Here is a 12,738-nt window from a genome sequence, read left to right as displayed (position 1 = left end):
AGAGCTTCAATGAACTACAGAATTGATACCGGGCCCGGTGCGCGTCTGCGGATCGACAAATGGCTGTGGGCCGCGCGCTTCTTCAAGACGCGTTCGCTCGCGGCGGACGCGGTCGAGAAAGGACGTGTGCGGATCGGCGGCGCGACGGTCAAGCCGTCGAAGGACGTGCGGGTGGGCGACCCGGTCGAGATCCAGATCGAGCAGGTTCTGTGGCAACTGGAAGTGCTGGGCATCTGCGACGTGCGCGGCCCGGCGAGCGTCGCGCAGACGCTCTACGCTGAAACAGCTGAAGGCAGGGAAAAACGGCTGGCGGAACAGGACCGGCGCAAGACGTATCGCGAACCGGCCGCCAGCATGCACGGCCGGCCGACCAAACGCGACCGGCGCGTTATCGACAAACTTTCAGGTGCGGATTGAAAAGTTTTTCCATTGTCTGATGCACGCCACCGTATTCCGTCGTGCTTTCGTTGACGGCGCCAGACATACATATGGTCGTGGTGCCCGCGATGAGTACCAGGGCGACCACCGAAATTGCAAGGGTCAGTTTCACGGTACTCCCCTGAAAGATGCGGGATTGAAACGGCGTTCTGGCCAGGTGGTAAGGCAATAACGACAGTGACAGCAGTGAAAACAGCAGCGATCCGGAAAGAAGATTACGACTGTTAGGGTAAACGTGTCTTTTCGGACGTCTGAGTGGAGTTTAGGACAGTCGCGCATCGGGCTCAATCTCAATCTGATGACGGTCGTGTGATTGTTGTAACGGCCAGTTTCACCGCACGTTCCGGGTGCGAACCGGGGTGTGAATGGACTTGAAAACGCCAGTGCGGACCCCATTTGCACCATCGACAAGCGGCGGCTTGTTGTGTCCGTGCAACGCTCGTCAGGGCGCGCATGGAATGAAGACGCCGCCGTGCCTTTTATTTTTTAACGACTTTCAGCGACATGGAAAACACGCAAGAGAATCCGACCAGCCAGAATCCCACGCCCGCGGACGAAACCGGTCGCGCGGCCGCTGATGCCACTGCTGCCGCTACGGCTACGGCCCAGCCGGAAGGAACGGCACAGGTTGAGTCTGCTGATACGGCACTCGCTGAAGCGCAGGCGAAGATTGTCGAACTGCAGGAGAGCTTCCTGCGCGCGAAGGCCGAGACGGAGAACGTGCGCCGCCGCGGCCAGGACGACGTCGCGAAGGCACACAAGTTCGCGATCGAGAGCTTCGCTGAACATCTGCTGCCGGTGCTCGACAGCCTCGAAGCCGCGCTCGCGCACAACTCGGACGACCTGGCAAAGGTCCGCGAAGGCGTCGAGCTCACGCTGCGCCAGTTGACGGGCGCGCTGGAGAAGGGGCGCGTCGTTGCTCTGAACCCGGTCGGCGAGAAGTTCGACCCGCATCGCCACCAGGCCATTTCGATGGTGCCGGCCGAGCAGGAAGCGAACACGGTCGTCGCTGTGCTGCAAAAGGGTTACGTGATTGCCGACCGCGTGCTGCGTCCGGCACTCGTGACCGTCGCGGCGCCGAAGTAAGCGCGGCAGTCAGTCGTCCGGTCCCGCCCGTAGCATTGTTGTCATGACCAGCATTCCCGTCGATGCCACCGCGTTCTCCGTCTTCGACATGCAGGAGCTGAGCGCCGAAACGTTCGACGCCGGCCTTGTTTCGGCCGGAGATGAACTGGCGGTCGTCTTCTTTTGGGGTTTCGAGTGCTTTAACTGCGAAATCGCGAAGAAGGCGATGCTGACGCAGCCGGACGCGATCCGCGCGCTCGGGCTCAAATGGTTCCACTGCAACGTCTACGAGCACCGCGAACTGGGCCGTCGCTTCTTGCTGCACGGCGTGCCGACGTGGTTTTTCTTCCACCGTGGCAAACGCCTTGGCCGGGCAACCGGCTGGCATGGCATCGGCCAGTTCGAGGCCGCCGTCGCGGCGACGCGGGCGAAAATCGTCGCCGCTGTGACGGATGAAGGTGGTGCCACACTGGAAAACCGCATGGCCGGGCCGGGCGATTGAAAAATATTAATGACCGCATTGCATTCAGGGTCTTGAAAACGATGCGGATGCACTTATTTTGAGTGCAGGTATGAATTGAAGGCGAAGTGCGCCGCCAATCCTCAAGACGGGGCGCGCCTTTCGCTGCGATCAAAGTTCAGGAGATCAGGAAAAATGGGCAAAATCATCGGTATTGACCTCGGCACCACGAACTCGTGCGTGGCGATCATGGAAGGCAACTCGGTCAAGGTGATCGAGAACTCGGAAGGCGCGCGCACCACGCCGTCGATCATCGCTTACATGGAAGACGGCGAGATTCTCGTCGGCGCACCGGCCAAGCGTCAGTCGGTCACGAACCCGAAGAACACGCTGTACGCCGTCAAGCGCCTGATCGGCCGCCGCTTCGAAGAAAAGGAAGTGCAGAAAGACATCGCTCTGATGCCGTACAAGATCATGAAAGCCGATAACGGCGATGCATGGGTCGAAGTGCGCGACCAGAAGCTCGCTCCGCCGCAAATCTCCGCGGAAACGCTGCGCAAGATGAAGAAGACCGCTGAAGACTACCTCGGCGAGCCGGTCACCGAAGCCGTGATCACGGTTCCCGCGTACTTCAACGACAGCCAGCGTCAGGCTACCAAGGATGCAGGCCGCATCGCCGGCCTGGAAGTGAAGCGGATCATCAACGAACCGACCGCAGCCGCGCTCGCATTTGGTCTGGACAAGGCCGAAAAGGGCGACCGCAAGATCGCCGTGTACGACCTCGGCGGCGGTACGTTCGACGTGTCGATCATCGAAATCGCCGACGTTGACGGCGAAATGCAGTTCGAAGTGCTCTCGACGAACGGCGATACGTTCCTCGGCGGTGAAGACTTCGACCAGCGCATCATCGATTACATCATTGGCGAATTCAAGAAAGAGCAGGGCGTCGATCTGTCGAAGGACGTGCTCGCGCTGCAACGCCTGAAGGAATCGGCTGAAAAGGCGAAGATCGAACTGTCGTCGAGCGCGCAGACCGAAATCAACCTGCCGTACATCACGGCCGACGCGTCGGGTCCGAAGCACTTGAACCTGAAAATTACGCGTGCGAAGCTCGAAGCGCTGGTTGAAGAGCTGATTGAACGCACGATCGAACCGTGCCGCACGGCGATCAAGGACGCAGGCGTGAAGGTCGGCGAAATCGACGACGTGATTCTCGTCGGCGGCATGACGCGTATGCCGAAGGTGCAGGAAAAGGTGAAGGAGTTCTTCGGCAAGGAGCCGCGTCGTGACGTGAACCCGGACGAAGCCGTCGCCGTGGGCGCTGCGATTCAGGGGCAGGTTCTGTCGGGCGACCGCACCGACGTGCTGCTGCTCGACGTGACCCCGCTGTCGCTCGGCATCGAAACGCTCGGCGGCGTGATGACGAAGATGATCAACAAGAACACGACGATCCCGACCAAGCATGCGCAGGTCTACTCGACGGCTGACGACAATCAGGGCGCCGTGACGATCAAGGTGTTCCAGGGCGAACGCGAAATGGCAGTGGGCAACAAGCTGCTCGGCGAGTTCAACCTCGAAGGCATCCCGCCGGCACCGCGCGGCGTGCCGCAGATCGAGGTGAGCTTCGACATCGACGCGAACGGCATTCTGCACGTCGGCGCGAAAGACAAGGCGACCGGCAAGGAAAACCGTATCACGATCAAGGCGAACTCGGGTCTGTCCGAGGCTGAAATCGAAAAGATGGTGAAGGACGCGGAAGCGAACGCGGAAGAAGACCATAAGCTGCGTGAGCTGGCCGATGTCCGTAACCAGGGCGACGCACTCGTTCACAGCACGAAGAAGGCGCTGACCGAGTACGGCGACAAGATCGAAGCCGCTGAAAAGGAAAAGATCGAAGCCGCACTGAAGGACCTCGAAGAAACGCTGAAGAGCGGTTCGAGCGACAAGGCAGCGATCGAAGCGAAGATCGAAGTGGTTGCAACGTCGTCGCAGAAGCTGGGCGAAAAGATGTACGCCGACATGCAGGCAGCCCAGCAAGGTGCGGAAGGTGCGGCGGGTGCAGCCGGTGCGGGTCAGTCGCAAGGCGGCGCGAGCCAGCCGGAAGACGACGTCGTCGACGCCGAGTTCAAGGAAGTGAAGAAGGACTAGGCCGGGTTGAACATCAACCTCAAGGCGGTGCATCGGAAGCGATGCACCGCCCGGCTGCAGAACGGTTCGCGCCCGCTCGGGCGTGTGACCGCGAGTCGATGATGAGCGCGCCTGGCGAGCCCTTTGGGTTCTCCGGGCACATTTGTTTTATGGAGGGCGTGGATTTTGTCCGTTGTAACGGATAAAAACGCGGCCGGACGAGTCGGAAGACTCCAGCATTCATAAGGAGCCGCCGCGCCGGATTGCGCGGCTGGCGTTGAACCGAAATGGCGAAACGGGATTACTACGAGGTTCTGGGCGTCGCGAAGAACGCGAGCGACGACGAAATCAAGAAGGCTTATCGCAAGCTCGCGATGAAGCACCACCCCGACCGCAATCCGGGCAACAAGGATGCGGAAGAGCATTTCAAGGAGGTGAAGGAAGCCTACGAAATGCTCTCGGACTCGCAAAAGCGTGCGGCGTACGACCAGTACGGCCACGCAGGTGTCGATCCGAACATGGGCGGAGGCCAGCAGGGTTTCGGTGGCTTCGCCGACGCTTTCGGCGACATCTTCGGCGACATCTTCGGCCAGGCGGCCGGCGGTGCGGCACGCGGCGGTGGCCGCGCGGGTCCGCAGGTGTATCGCGGCGCCGATCTGCGCTACAGCATGGAAATCACGCTCGAGCAGGCCGCGCATGGCTACGACACGCAAATCCGCGTGCCGAGCTGGGTTTCGTGCGAAATCTGCCATGGCTCCGGCGCGAAGCCGGGCACCAAGCCGGAAACCTGCCCGACCTGTAGCGGCTCGGGCGCGGTGCGGATGTCGCAGGGTTTCTTCAGCATCCAGCAGACCTGCCCGAAGTGTCATGGCACCGGCACCTACATTCCTGAGCCTTGCACACACTGCCATGGCGCAGGCAAGACCAAGGAAACCAAGACGCTCGAAGTGAAGATCCCGGCGGGTATCGACGACGGCATGCGTATCCGTTCGGCCGGCAACGGCGAGCCGGGTATCAACGGTGGTCCGTCGGGCGACCTGTACGTCGAGATTCACATCAAGCAGCACACGGTGTTCGAGCGCGACGGCGACGACCTCCATTGCCAGATGCCGATTCCGTTCACGACGGCGGCGCTGGGCGGTGAAATCGAGGTGCCGACGCTGGCGGGCCGCGCGAGCTTCACGGTGCCGGAAGGCACGCAGTCGGGCAAGACGTTCCGTCTGCGCGCGAAGGGTATCAAGGGTTTGCGCTCGAGCATCGCGGGCGATCTTTACGTACACGTGCAGGTCGAGACGCCGGTCAAGCTCACCGAAGGTCAGCGCGAGATCCTGCAGCAGTTCGAGAAGTCGCTCGTCGAGGGCGGCGCGCGGCACAGCCCGCAAAGCAAGAGCTGGTTTGACCGGGTGAAGAGCTTCTTCGATTAACGGAAGGCTGAAGTTGGCGGTACCCATGGTGACTGACGAACGCGGCACCGTGTTCGCGTTGCTCGACGACTGCGATTCGACGGCAGCACATCGGACGAGTCGTCTGTACACGGGTTTTGTGCGCGAGCGCGCGTGCGTGGATGCCGGTGCGCTCGACACGGTGTGCGACGCTGTCGCGGCGGATCTGCGTGATGGCTTGCACGCCGTGGTACTCGGCGACTATGAATTCGGCCGGAATCTGGTTCTTCAGGATTCGCTCCGGTCGCAAAAAACGCAGCGTGGCGATGCCACGCTGCGTTTTTTATTGTTCGAACGATGCGAAAAACACTCGCACGATGAAGTCGATACGTGGCTCGCGGCGCGCGATGGCGGCGCGCAGGAGCCGTCGATGGCGGGTGTGGGCGGCATGCGTGAGAGTGTCGATGAAGCGGAATTCGAAGAGGCCATTGCCGGCGTCCATGAAGCGCTGCGTGCCGGCGACTCGTATCAGGTCAACTACACGTACCGGCTCGATTTCGACGTGTTCGGCACGCCGCTTGCGCTGTATCGACGGTTGCGGGCGCGTCAGCCGGTGCGCTACGGCGCGCTGATCGCGTTGCCCGACGACCGGTGGGTGCTGTCGTGCTCGCCGGAACTGTTTGTCGAAAAAGAAGGCCGTACGCTGCACGCGCGACCGATGAAAGGCACGGCGCCACGCTCGCCGGATCCGCTGGCCGATCGACACCTCGCCGAATTCCTCGCGAACGACCCCAAGAATCGCGCTGAAAACGTGATGATCGTCGACCTGCTGCGAAACGATCTTTCGCGGGTCGCGGAGACTGGCTCGGTAAAAGTGCCCGCGCTCTTCACCGTCGAGCCTTATGCGTCGGTGTGGCAGATGACGTCGAGCGTCGAAGCGCGGTTACGCGCGCATACGTCGTTCGCCGATATCATCCGGGCGCTGTTCCCGTGCGGCTCGATCACGGGCGCACCGAAGCATCGCACGATGCAGTTGATCGATACGCTCGAAAGCACGCCACGCGGTCTTTATACCGGCGCGATCGGCTGGCTCGATGCGCCTTCGCCGTCGCCGTCGCCGGCGATCGGCGCGGTAAATTCCGCGGGTAGCGCCGTGCCGGCCTCGCACGAGGCGGCTGCGTCGGCTCACGACACAGAAGACGTCTGCGGCGATTTCTGCCTTTCCGTTGCGATTCGTACGTTGACGCTCGACGCGTCCGGGGTGGGCGGCGCGCGCCACGGCAAGCTCGGCATTGGCGCGGGCATCGTGCTCGACAGCGTCGCCGCCGATGAATACGCGGAGTGCCGGTTGAAAGCGCGGTTTCTGTCGGAGGCCGATCCGGGCTTCCAGCTATTCGAAACGATGTATGCGACGCGCGAAAATGGCGTGCGGCATCTGGAACGCCATCTGGCGCGCATCGGTGCGAGCGCGCAATATTTCGGCTTCGCGTTCGACGAAGCGGCAACGCGTGAACAGATTGTCGCGCAGTGTTCGCAACTAGCGGCAAAAACGCCGCACCGCATGCGGCTGTCGGTCGGCAAGCGCGGCACGACGCAACTGACTGCCGCGTTGCTGGCGTCGCTGCAAACCGGGGTTGTCGACGTGCTGTTTGCGTCCGATCACGGTTACGGCGCGATGCGGGCGGGCGATGCGCTGCTGCATCACAAGACGACGCGTCGCGCGGAATATGACCGTGCATGGCACGAAGCGGAGTCGATGGGCGCCTTCGACATGCTGTTTTTCAACGACCGCGGTGAACTGACCGAAGGCGGGCGCACGACAGTCTTCGTCAAGTGCGACGGGCGCTGGTGGACACCGCCGCTGTCATCGGGCGTGCTGCCGGGCGTGATGCGCGGCGTGCTGCTCGAGGACACAGCGCTGCAGGCCACCGAGCGGGTTCTTGTGCGCGAGGATGTGGAGCGGGCGGAAGCGTTGCTGCTGTGTAATGCGCTGCGTGGAGCGGTGGCGGCGAGGCTGGCAGGCTGAGCGCCAAATCCCGGAACGAGAAGCGTAACGGCTTGCCAGGCGGATGCGAACCAGCCGCACCCGCCATCACCGTCAAAACGTATGTTCGGTTCCCGGGAACGAGCCGTCCTTCACCGCCCGCACATACGCCTCGACCGCGGCAAAAATCCCCGTCTGGCCCTGCATGAAGTCCTTCACGAAACGCGGCCGTTTGCCGGGGAAAATGCCGAGCATGTCGTGCAGCACCAGCACCTGACCCGAACAGTCGAGCCCCGCGCCGATACCGATCGTCGGAATTTTCAGCTGTTTGGTGACTTCCGATGCGAGCAGCGTCGGCACTGCTTCGATCACGATCAGTTGCGCGCCTGCGTCCTGGACGGCACGCGAATCGCGCAACAACTGGCTCGCGCCCGCTTCCGTCTTGCCCTGCACCTTGAAGCCGCCGAACGCGTGTACCGATTGCGGCGTGAGCCCCACGTGCGCGCATACCGGAATCGAGCGTTCGACCAGAAAGCGTATGGTATCCGCCAGCCATTCGCCGCCTTCGAGCTTCACCATTTGCGCGCCGTCGCGCATCAGCTTCACGGAACTCTCGAACGCCTCGGCAGGTGTGCCGTACGTGCCGAACGGCAGATCGGCGACGATCAGCGCGGACGGCTTCGCCCGTGCCACGCAGGCCGTGTGATACGCGATGTCGTCGAGCGTGACGGGCAGCGTCGTCGAATGACCCTGCAGCACGTTGCCAAGCGAATCGCCGATCAGCAGCACGTCGACACCCGCACGATCGAGCAGCGACGCGAAGCTTGCGTCGTAGCAGGTGAGCATGGCGATCCTCTCGCCGGCTTCGCGCATTGCCTGCAGTTTCGGCACAGTAACGGCGTTGCGGCTCGTTTCCTGCAAATAGGTCATGACAGTCCGTCGGAATAAGGAGAGCGCGTCGTTTAAAGCGACGTGCCTTTGACAAAGAATTCCTTGCGACCGCGCATCGATTCCATGCGTCCGATCAGAAGTGCAAGGTCCGCGTCCGATTCGAGCGGATTCAGATGTTCAGCGTTCACCGTGAGCACGGGCGCGCCGTCATAGTGATAGAAAAATTCGTTGTAAGCGTCACACAGCGCGCGCAGATACGCATCGGAAATCTGTAGCTCCATCGGCAGCGCGCGCTTCTGGATGCGCGAAAACAGCACCTCCGGGCTCGCCTGGAGATAGACGACCATGTCCGGTGCAGGCCCTGACGCATCGACGCGCGCAGCGAGCGCACGATACAGTTGCCATTCGTCGTCCGGCAGCGTGAGACGCGCGAACACGTCGTTCTTCTGCGTCATGAAATCGGCGATGAGCGGCGTGTCCGCCGACCACGCTTGCGCGATGTCGCGTACCTGCTGCGCGCGCTGCAACGCGAAGTGAAGCTGCGTCTGTAGCGCGAAGCGCGACGTGTCGCGGTAAAAACGTTCGAGAAACGGATTTTCCTGCGGCCGCTCGTAGATCGCATGCATTGACCAGCGCTCCGCGAGGCGGTGCACGAGCGACGTCTTGCCGACGCCAATCGGGCCTTCGATCGCGAGATAGCGGAACGGCGAGCGCAGATCCGGCGCGACGACGGTGAGCGGCGTGGAATTCATCGGCAACCGCCTCCGGACGATTCGGCTTTTCTGCCTGTCAGCACGCCAAGCACCGGGCACTGACAGGGCGAATTCATCTTCTCGATGCGTTGCGACGCGACGGCTTCAAGAAAGGCGTCGGCGCGGCCGCGCTGCGGAATGATCAGCGTCGGGTCGATTTCGACGAGCGGCACGAGCACGAACGCGCGCTCGGTGAGACGGGGATGCGGCACGATCAGATCCGGCTCGTCCATGCAGTGGTCGCCGAAAAGCAGGATGTCGAGATCGAGCGTGCGCGGTGCGTTATGAAAGGGACGCTCCCGGCCGAAGTGATGCTCGATCGTATGGCACAGCGCGAGCAGATGGCGCACGGGGAGTGTCGTATCGATCTTCACGACGCAGTTGAAATAGTCGTCTCCACCTGCGTCGATCGGGGCGGTGCGATACATGCTCGACTTGGCGAGCACGGCAATGGTGTGCTGTTGTGCGAGACACACAACAGCGTCTTTCAGGGTCTGGCGCGCGTCCCCGAGATTCGCGCCGAGGCCGAGATAGGCAACCGTCATGGCATAGCTTCCTGCAACTTACGTTCGACGACGCGTGCCGGAAGCGGTCAGTCTTCGTGCGAGCCTTCAGGGCTCGCATCGCTGGCTTCACGCGTTCCTGCGGTCGTGCCGCCCTCCATTCCGTCACCCGGCTTGCGGCTTCTGGCGCCACTGCTGCGCCGCCGTCGTTTTCTGGGTGCCCGGTCCTTCCCGCCTTGCGTGAGCAATGCTTCGCGCGCGGCGATGTCTCCATCAATGAAATCCGTCCACCACTGACCGACCGACTCATCGAGTTCGCCCGATTCGCAGCGTAACAGGAGGAAATCATACCCTGCTCTAAATCTTTGGTGTTCCAGCAGCTTCAGCGCGCCGCGGCCCGAGCGCTTTTCGAGGCGCAACTGCAGGCCCCAGATCTCGCGCATGTCCGACGAGAAGCGCTTGTGGATCGCGAGTTTCTCGGTCTGCATGTCGAGCACGTCGTCCATCGCGCGGTGCAGCGCGGGCACCGGAAACTCGCCCTTCGCCTCGTATTGCTGCCAGCGTTGCTGCATGTCGTGCCACAGCAGCGTGGCGAACAGGAAGCCCGGTGAAACCGGCTTGCCGGCGCGCACGCGGTCGTCGGTATTGGTGAGCGCGAGCGTGATGAATTTCTCGCCCTGCGGCTGTTCGAGCACGACGTCCAGCAGCGGCAGCAGCCCGTGATGCAGGCCTTCCTTGCGCAGACGCGTGAGACACGCGAGCGCATGACCCGACAGCAGCAGCTTCAGCATTTCGTCGAAGAGACGCGCGGCCGGCACGTTGTTGATCAGGTCGGCCAGTTCGACGATCGGTGCGCGCGTGCTGTCCTCGATCTCGAAGCCGAGCTTCGCGGCGAAGCGCACGACGCGCAGCATGCGCACCGGATCTTCGCGAAAACGCGTGGCCGGATCACCGATCATGCGCAGGAGACGCGCACGCATGTCAGCCATGCCGTTGTGGTAATCGAGCACCGTTTCGGTAGCCGGGTCGTAATACATCGCGTTGATCGTGAAATCGCGGCGCGTGGCGTCTTCGTGCTGCTCGCCCCAGACGTTGTCGCGCAGCACGCGCCCGCTGGCGTCGACTGCGTGGGTGCGGCGGTCGAGTTCGTCGCGCTTCAGGCGGCGCGGCGGCGGGGCGTCGGCGGCCGGCGGATCGACCAGCGCGCGAAACGTCGAGGTTTCGATGATTTCCTGGCCGAACTGCACATGCACGATCTGAAAACGACGGCCGATGATGCGCGCGCGACGGAACAGCTTTTGCACCTGATCGGGCGTGGCGTCGGTCGCGACGTCGAAGTCCTTGGGCGCGATGCCAAGCAGCAGGTCACGTACCGCGCCGCCGACGATGAACGCGCGGTGGCCCGCCTGCTGTAACCCTTCGGTCACGCGGATCGCGTTCTTCGAGATCAGTGATGGATCGATGCCGTGAATGTCGGCCGAAATGATGACGGGCACGTCCGGATCGGACACCGCCTTCGCGCCCGTGGCGCGCGCCGGTTTACGGCGTGTCTTCGTGGCCGGACCGGCTGCGGCGCCCGTGGCATTGCGGCCAGCGCGGGTGCCAGCCGGTTCTTCTGCGCCGGACGGCGCGGTACCGGCGTCCGGGGCGTCAGCGGGTGCCGGATCTTGTCCGAACAGCTTGCGAATGAATTTTTTGATCACGTGGGTTGAAAGAGTTCGAGGATGCGCCAGTCTTTGGCCTGCGCGTGGGCGCGCAAGATGTCGTCGGGATTGGTCGCGATCGGGTCGGTGACTTTTTCGAGCAGCGGGATGTCGTTGTGCGAATCGCTGTAGAAATAGCTGCGCTCAAAATCCGACCATGTCTTGCCGAGCGAAGCGAGCCACGCTTCGGTACGGACAATCTTGCCTTCTTTATAGCTCGGGGTGCCAGTCGGCCGTCCGGTGTAGTCCGAATGCGGATGGCCGTCGACGGTTTCCGCTTCGCACGCAATCAGGTTGTCGACGCCGAAGACTTCGGCGATCGGCCCGGTGATGAATTCGTTCGTCGCGGTGACCATGCAGCACAGGTCGCCGGCATCGCGATGCACGCGCACGAGTTCGAGCGCGGCCGGCACGATCGCGGGTTTGATCACTTCGTGCATGTATTGCTGGTGGAACGCGGCCAGTTGCGCGCGCGAGTACTTCGACAGCGGCGTGAGCATCGCGATCAGATACGCGTGAATGTCGAGCCGCCCGGCCTTGTAGTCGGCAAAAAAGCGGTCGTTTTCACGCGCGAAGTTTTCGGCGTCGACCATGCCGTGCTTCACCATGAAGCGCCCCCATTCGTGGTCGCTGTCAGTGGGAATGAGCGTGTGATCGAGGTCAAAGAGTGCAAGGTTAGTCATGGGGGCCCATTTTACTTGAAGCGGATGACGACGGAGCCGTTCGGGGGTCCGCCCCGCTTTCGGGCGATGCGAGCATGGTGCGCAAAAGCGGCAGGGTGACCGCGCGCTTCTGTTCCAGCGAGAAGCGGTCGAGCGCGTCGAGGAGCGCCATCAGGCTTGGCATGTCGCGGCGAAAGTGCGTGAGCAGGTAGGTGGGGACGTCGTCGGCGAGGGCGATGCCGCGTTCGCGCGCGGCGTGCTTGAGCACGGCCGCCTTGCGTTCGTCGGGCAGCGGCGCGAGGTGGAAGACAAGGCCCCAGCCAAGCCGCGTGCGCAGGTCCTCGCGTACCGCGAGGCCCATCGGCGCGGCGTTGCCAGTCGCGACCAGCGCGCTCGTGGGGTGCGCGCGCACTTCGTTGAAGAGGTTGAAGAGCGCGATCTGCTGGGCGCCCGACAGGCCGTCGCAGTCGTCGATCGCGTAGAGCGCGACCCGTGGGTCGAACGCGAACGCCGCGAGGCCGCTTTGTGGGCACGCGAAACGTGCGAGCCCGGGTTGCGCGTTCTCGACCAGTGCTTTCAGCAGATGGCTGCGGCCGCTGCCGGTTTCGCCCCAGACGTAGAACGTCCGGTCGGCGACCGGGCCGACGGCGAGCGCGCCCTCGAGCTCACGCAGGCGCGTGACCAGTTCGGCGTTGGTGCCGGCGAAGAAATTGTCGAATGTCGATGGCGGTGGGGTGCCGAGATCGAGCGTCAGTTGACGAAGCACAATAA

The 12,738-nt window shown here is 62.8% G+C and carries 12 protein-coding genes; 6 read left to right on the top strand and 6 right to left on the bottom strand.

Going from position 1 to position 12,738, the window contains the following annotated elements; all coding sequences use genetic code 11:
• The first annotated feature begins 9 nt into the window (after positions 1–9).
• The 6 genes from LPA34_RS03600 to LPA34_RS03575 all read left to right on the top strand — a co-directional run bounded on the left by LPA34_RS03600 (position 10) and on the right by LPA34_RS03575 (position 7,498).
• Positions 10–417: an RNA-binding S4 domain-containing protein gene (locus tag LPA34_RS03600; RefSeq protein WP_228975013.1), complete on the top strand. Its 408-nt coding sequence runs from the start codon at positions 10–12 to the stop codon at positions 415–417.
• 525 nt (positions 418–942) lie between these two features.
• Positions 943–1,524: a nucleotide exchange factor GrpE gene (gene grpE / locus LPA34_RS03595; protein WP_228975012.1), complete on the top strand. Its 582-nt coding sequence runs from the start codon at positions 943–945 to the stop codon at positions 1,522–1,524.
• Positions 1,525–1,567: 43 nt separating this feature from the next.
• The gene (locus tag LPA34_RS03590; RefSeq protein ID WP_228975009.1) at positions 1,568–2,005 is read left to right on the top strand and encodes a thioredoxin family protein; all 438 of its coding nucleotides are present in this window, start codon (positions 1,568–1,570) and stop codon (positions 2,003–2,005) included.
• Positions 2,006–2,158: 153 nt separating this feature from the next.
• Positions 2,159–4,111: a molecular chaperone DnaK gene (dnaK, locus tag LPA34_RS03585; protein ID WP_228975008.1), complete on the top strand. Its 1,953-nt coding sequence runs from the start codon at positions 2,159–2,161 to the stop codon at positions 4,109–4,111.
• A gap of 266 nt (positions 4,112–4,377) precedes the next feature.
• Positions 4,378–5,514, top strand: a complete 1,137-nt coding sequence (gene dnaJ, locus LPA34_RS03580; protein ID WP_228975005.1) for a molecular chaperone DnaJ — start codon at positions 4,378–4,380, stop codon at positions 5,512–5,514.
• Positions 5,515–5,539: 25 nt separating this feature from the next.
• The gene (locus tag LPA34_RS03575; protein ID WP_228975004.1) at positions 5,540–7,498 is read left to right on the top strand and encodes a chorismate-binding protein; all 1,959 of its coding nucleotides are present in this window, start codon (positions 5,540–5,542) and stop codon (positions 7,496–7,498) included.
• A gap of 72 nt (positions 7,499–7,570) precedes the next feature.
• Here LPA34_RS03575 and panB read toward each other — a convergent pair whose 3' ends face one another.
• Genes panB through hda form a run of 6 tightly spaced genes read right to left on the bottom strand, consistent with a single transcriptional unit; the run spans position 7,571 to position 12,733 of the window.
• The gene (gene panB / locus LPA34_RS03570) at positions 7,571–8,386 is read right to left on the bottom strand and encodes a 3-methyl-2-oxobutanoate hydroxymethyltransferase (RefSeq protein ID WP_228975002.1); all 816 of its coding nucleotides are present in this window, start codon (positions 8,384–8,386) and stop codon (positions 7,571–7,573) included.
• A gap of 32 nt (positions 8,387–8,418) precedes the next feature.
• A complete protein-coding gene (locus LPA34_RS03565) occupies positions 8,419–9,099 on the bottom strand; it encodes a deoxynucleoside kinase (protein ID WP_228974999.1) in 681 nt (226 codons plus the stop codon).
• Positions 9,096–9,644 carry a 2-amino-4-hydroxy-6-hydroxymethyldihydropteridine diphosphokinase gene (folK, locus tag LPA34_RS03560; protein WP_228974996.1) on the bottom strand — a complete coding sequence of 183 codons (549 nt, stop codon included), beginning with the start codon at positions 9,642–9,644 and terminating at the stop codon, positions 9,096–9,098. Before folK ends, LPA34_RS03565 begins: the two co-directional genes overlap by 4 nt.
• 47 nt (positions 9,645–9,691) lie before the next feature.
• On the bottom strand, positions 9,692–11,305 hold the full coding sequence (gene pcnB / locus LPA34_RS03555) for a polynucleotide adenylyltransferase PcnB (RefSeq protein ID WP_228974994.1): 1,614 nt from the start codon (positions 11,303–11,305) through the stop codon (positions 9,692–9,694).
• Positions 11,302–11,988 carry a histidinol-phosphatase gene (locus tag LPA34_RS03550; RefSeq protein ID WP_228974992.1) on the bottom strand — a complete coding sequence of 229 codons (687 nt, stop codon included), beginning with the start codon at positions 11,986–11,988 and terminating at the stop codon, positions 11,302–11,304. Before LPA34_RS03550 ends, pcnB begins: the two co-directional genes overlap by 4 nt.
• Positions 11,981–12,733, bottom strand: coding sequence for a DnaA regulatory inactivator Hda (hda, locus tag LPA34_RS03545; RefSeq protein WP_228974990.1), 753 nt, complete (start codon positions 12,731–12,733; stop codon positions 11,981–11,983). The genes LPA34_RS03550 and hda overlap by 8 nt, the downstream gene beginning before the upstream one ends.
• Between the last annotated feature and the right edge of the window lie 5 nt (positions 12,734–12,738).

The organism is Paraburkholderia gardini, assembly GCF_907164575.1.
Classification (GTDB): Bacteria; Pseudomonadota; Gammaproteobacteria; order Burkholderiales; family Burkholderiaceae; genus Paraburkholderia; species Paraburkholderia gardini.
Note: the sequence above shows the minus strand (reverse complement) of the source record. Positions and strands in the feature narration are given on the sequence as shown.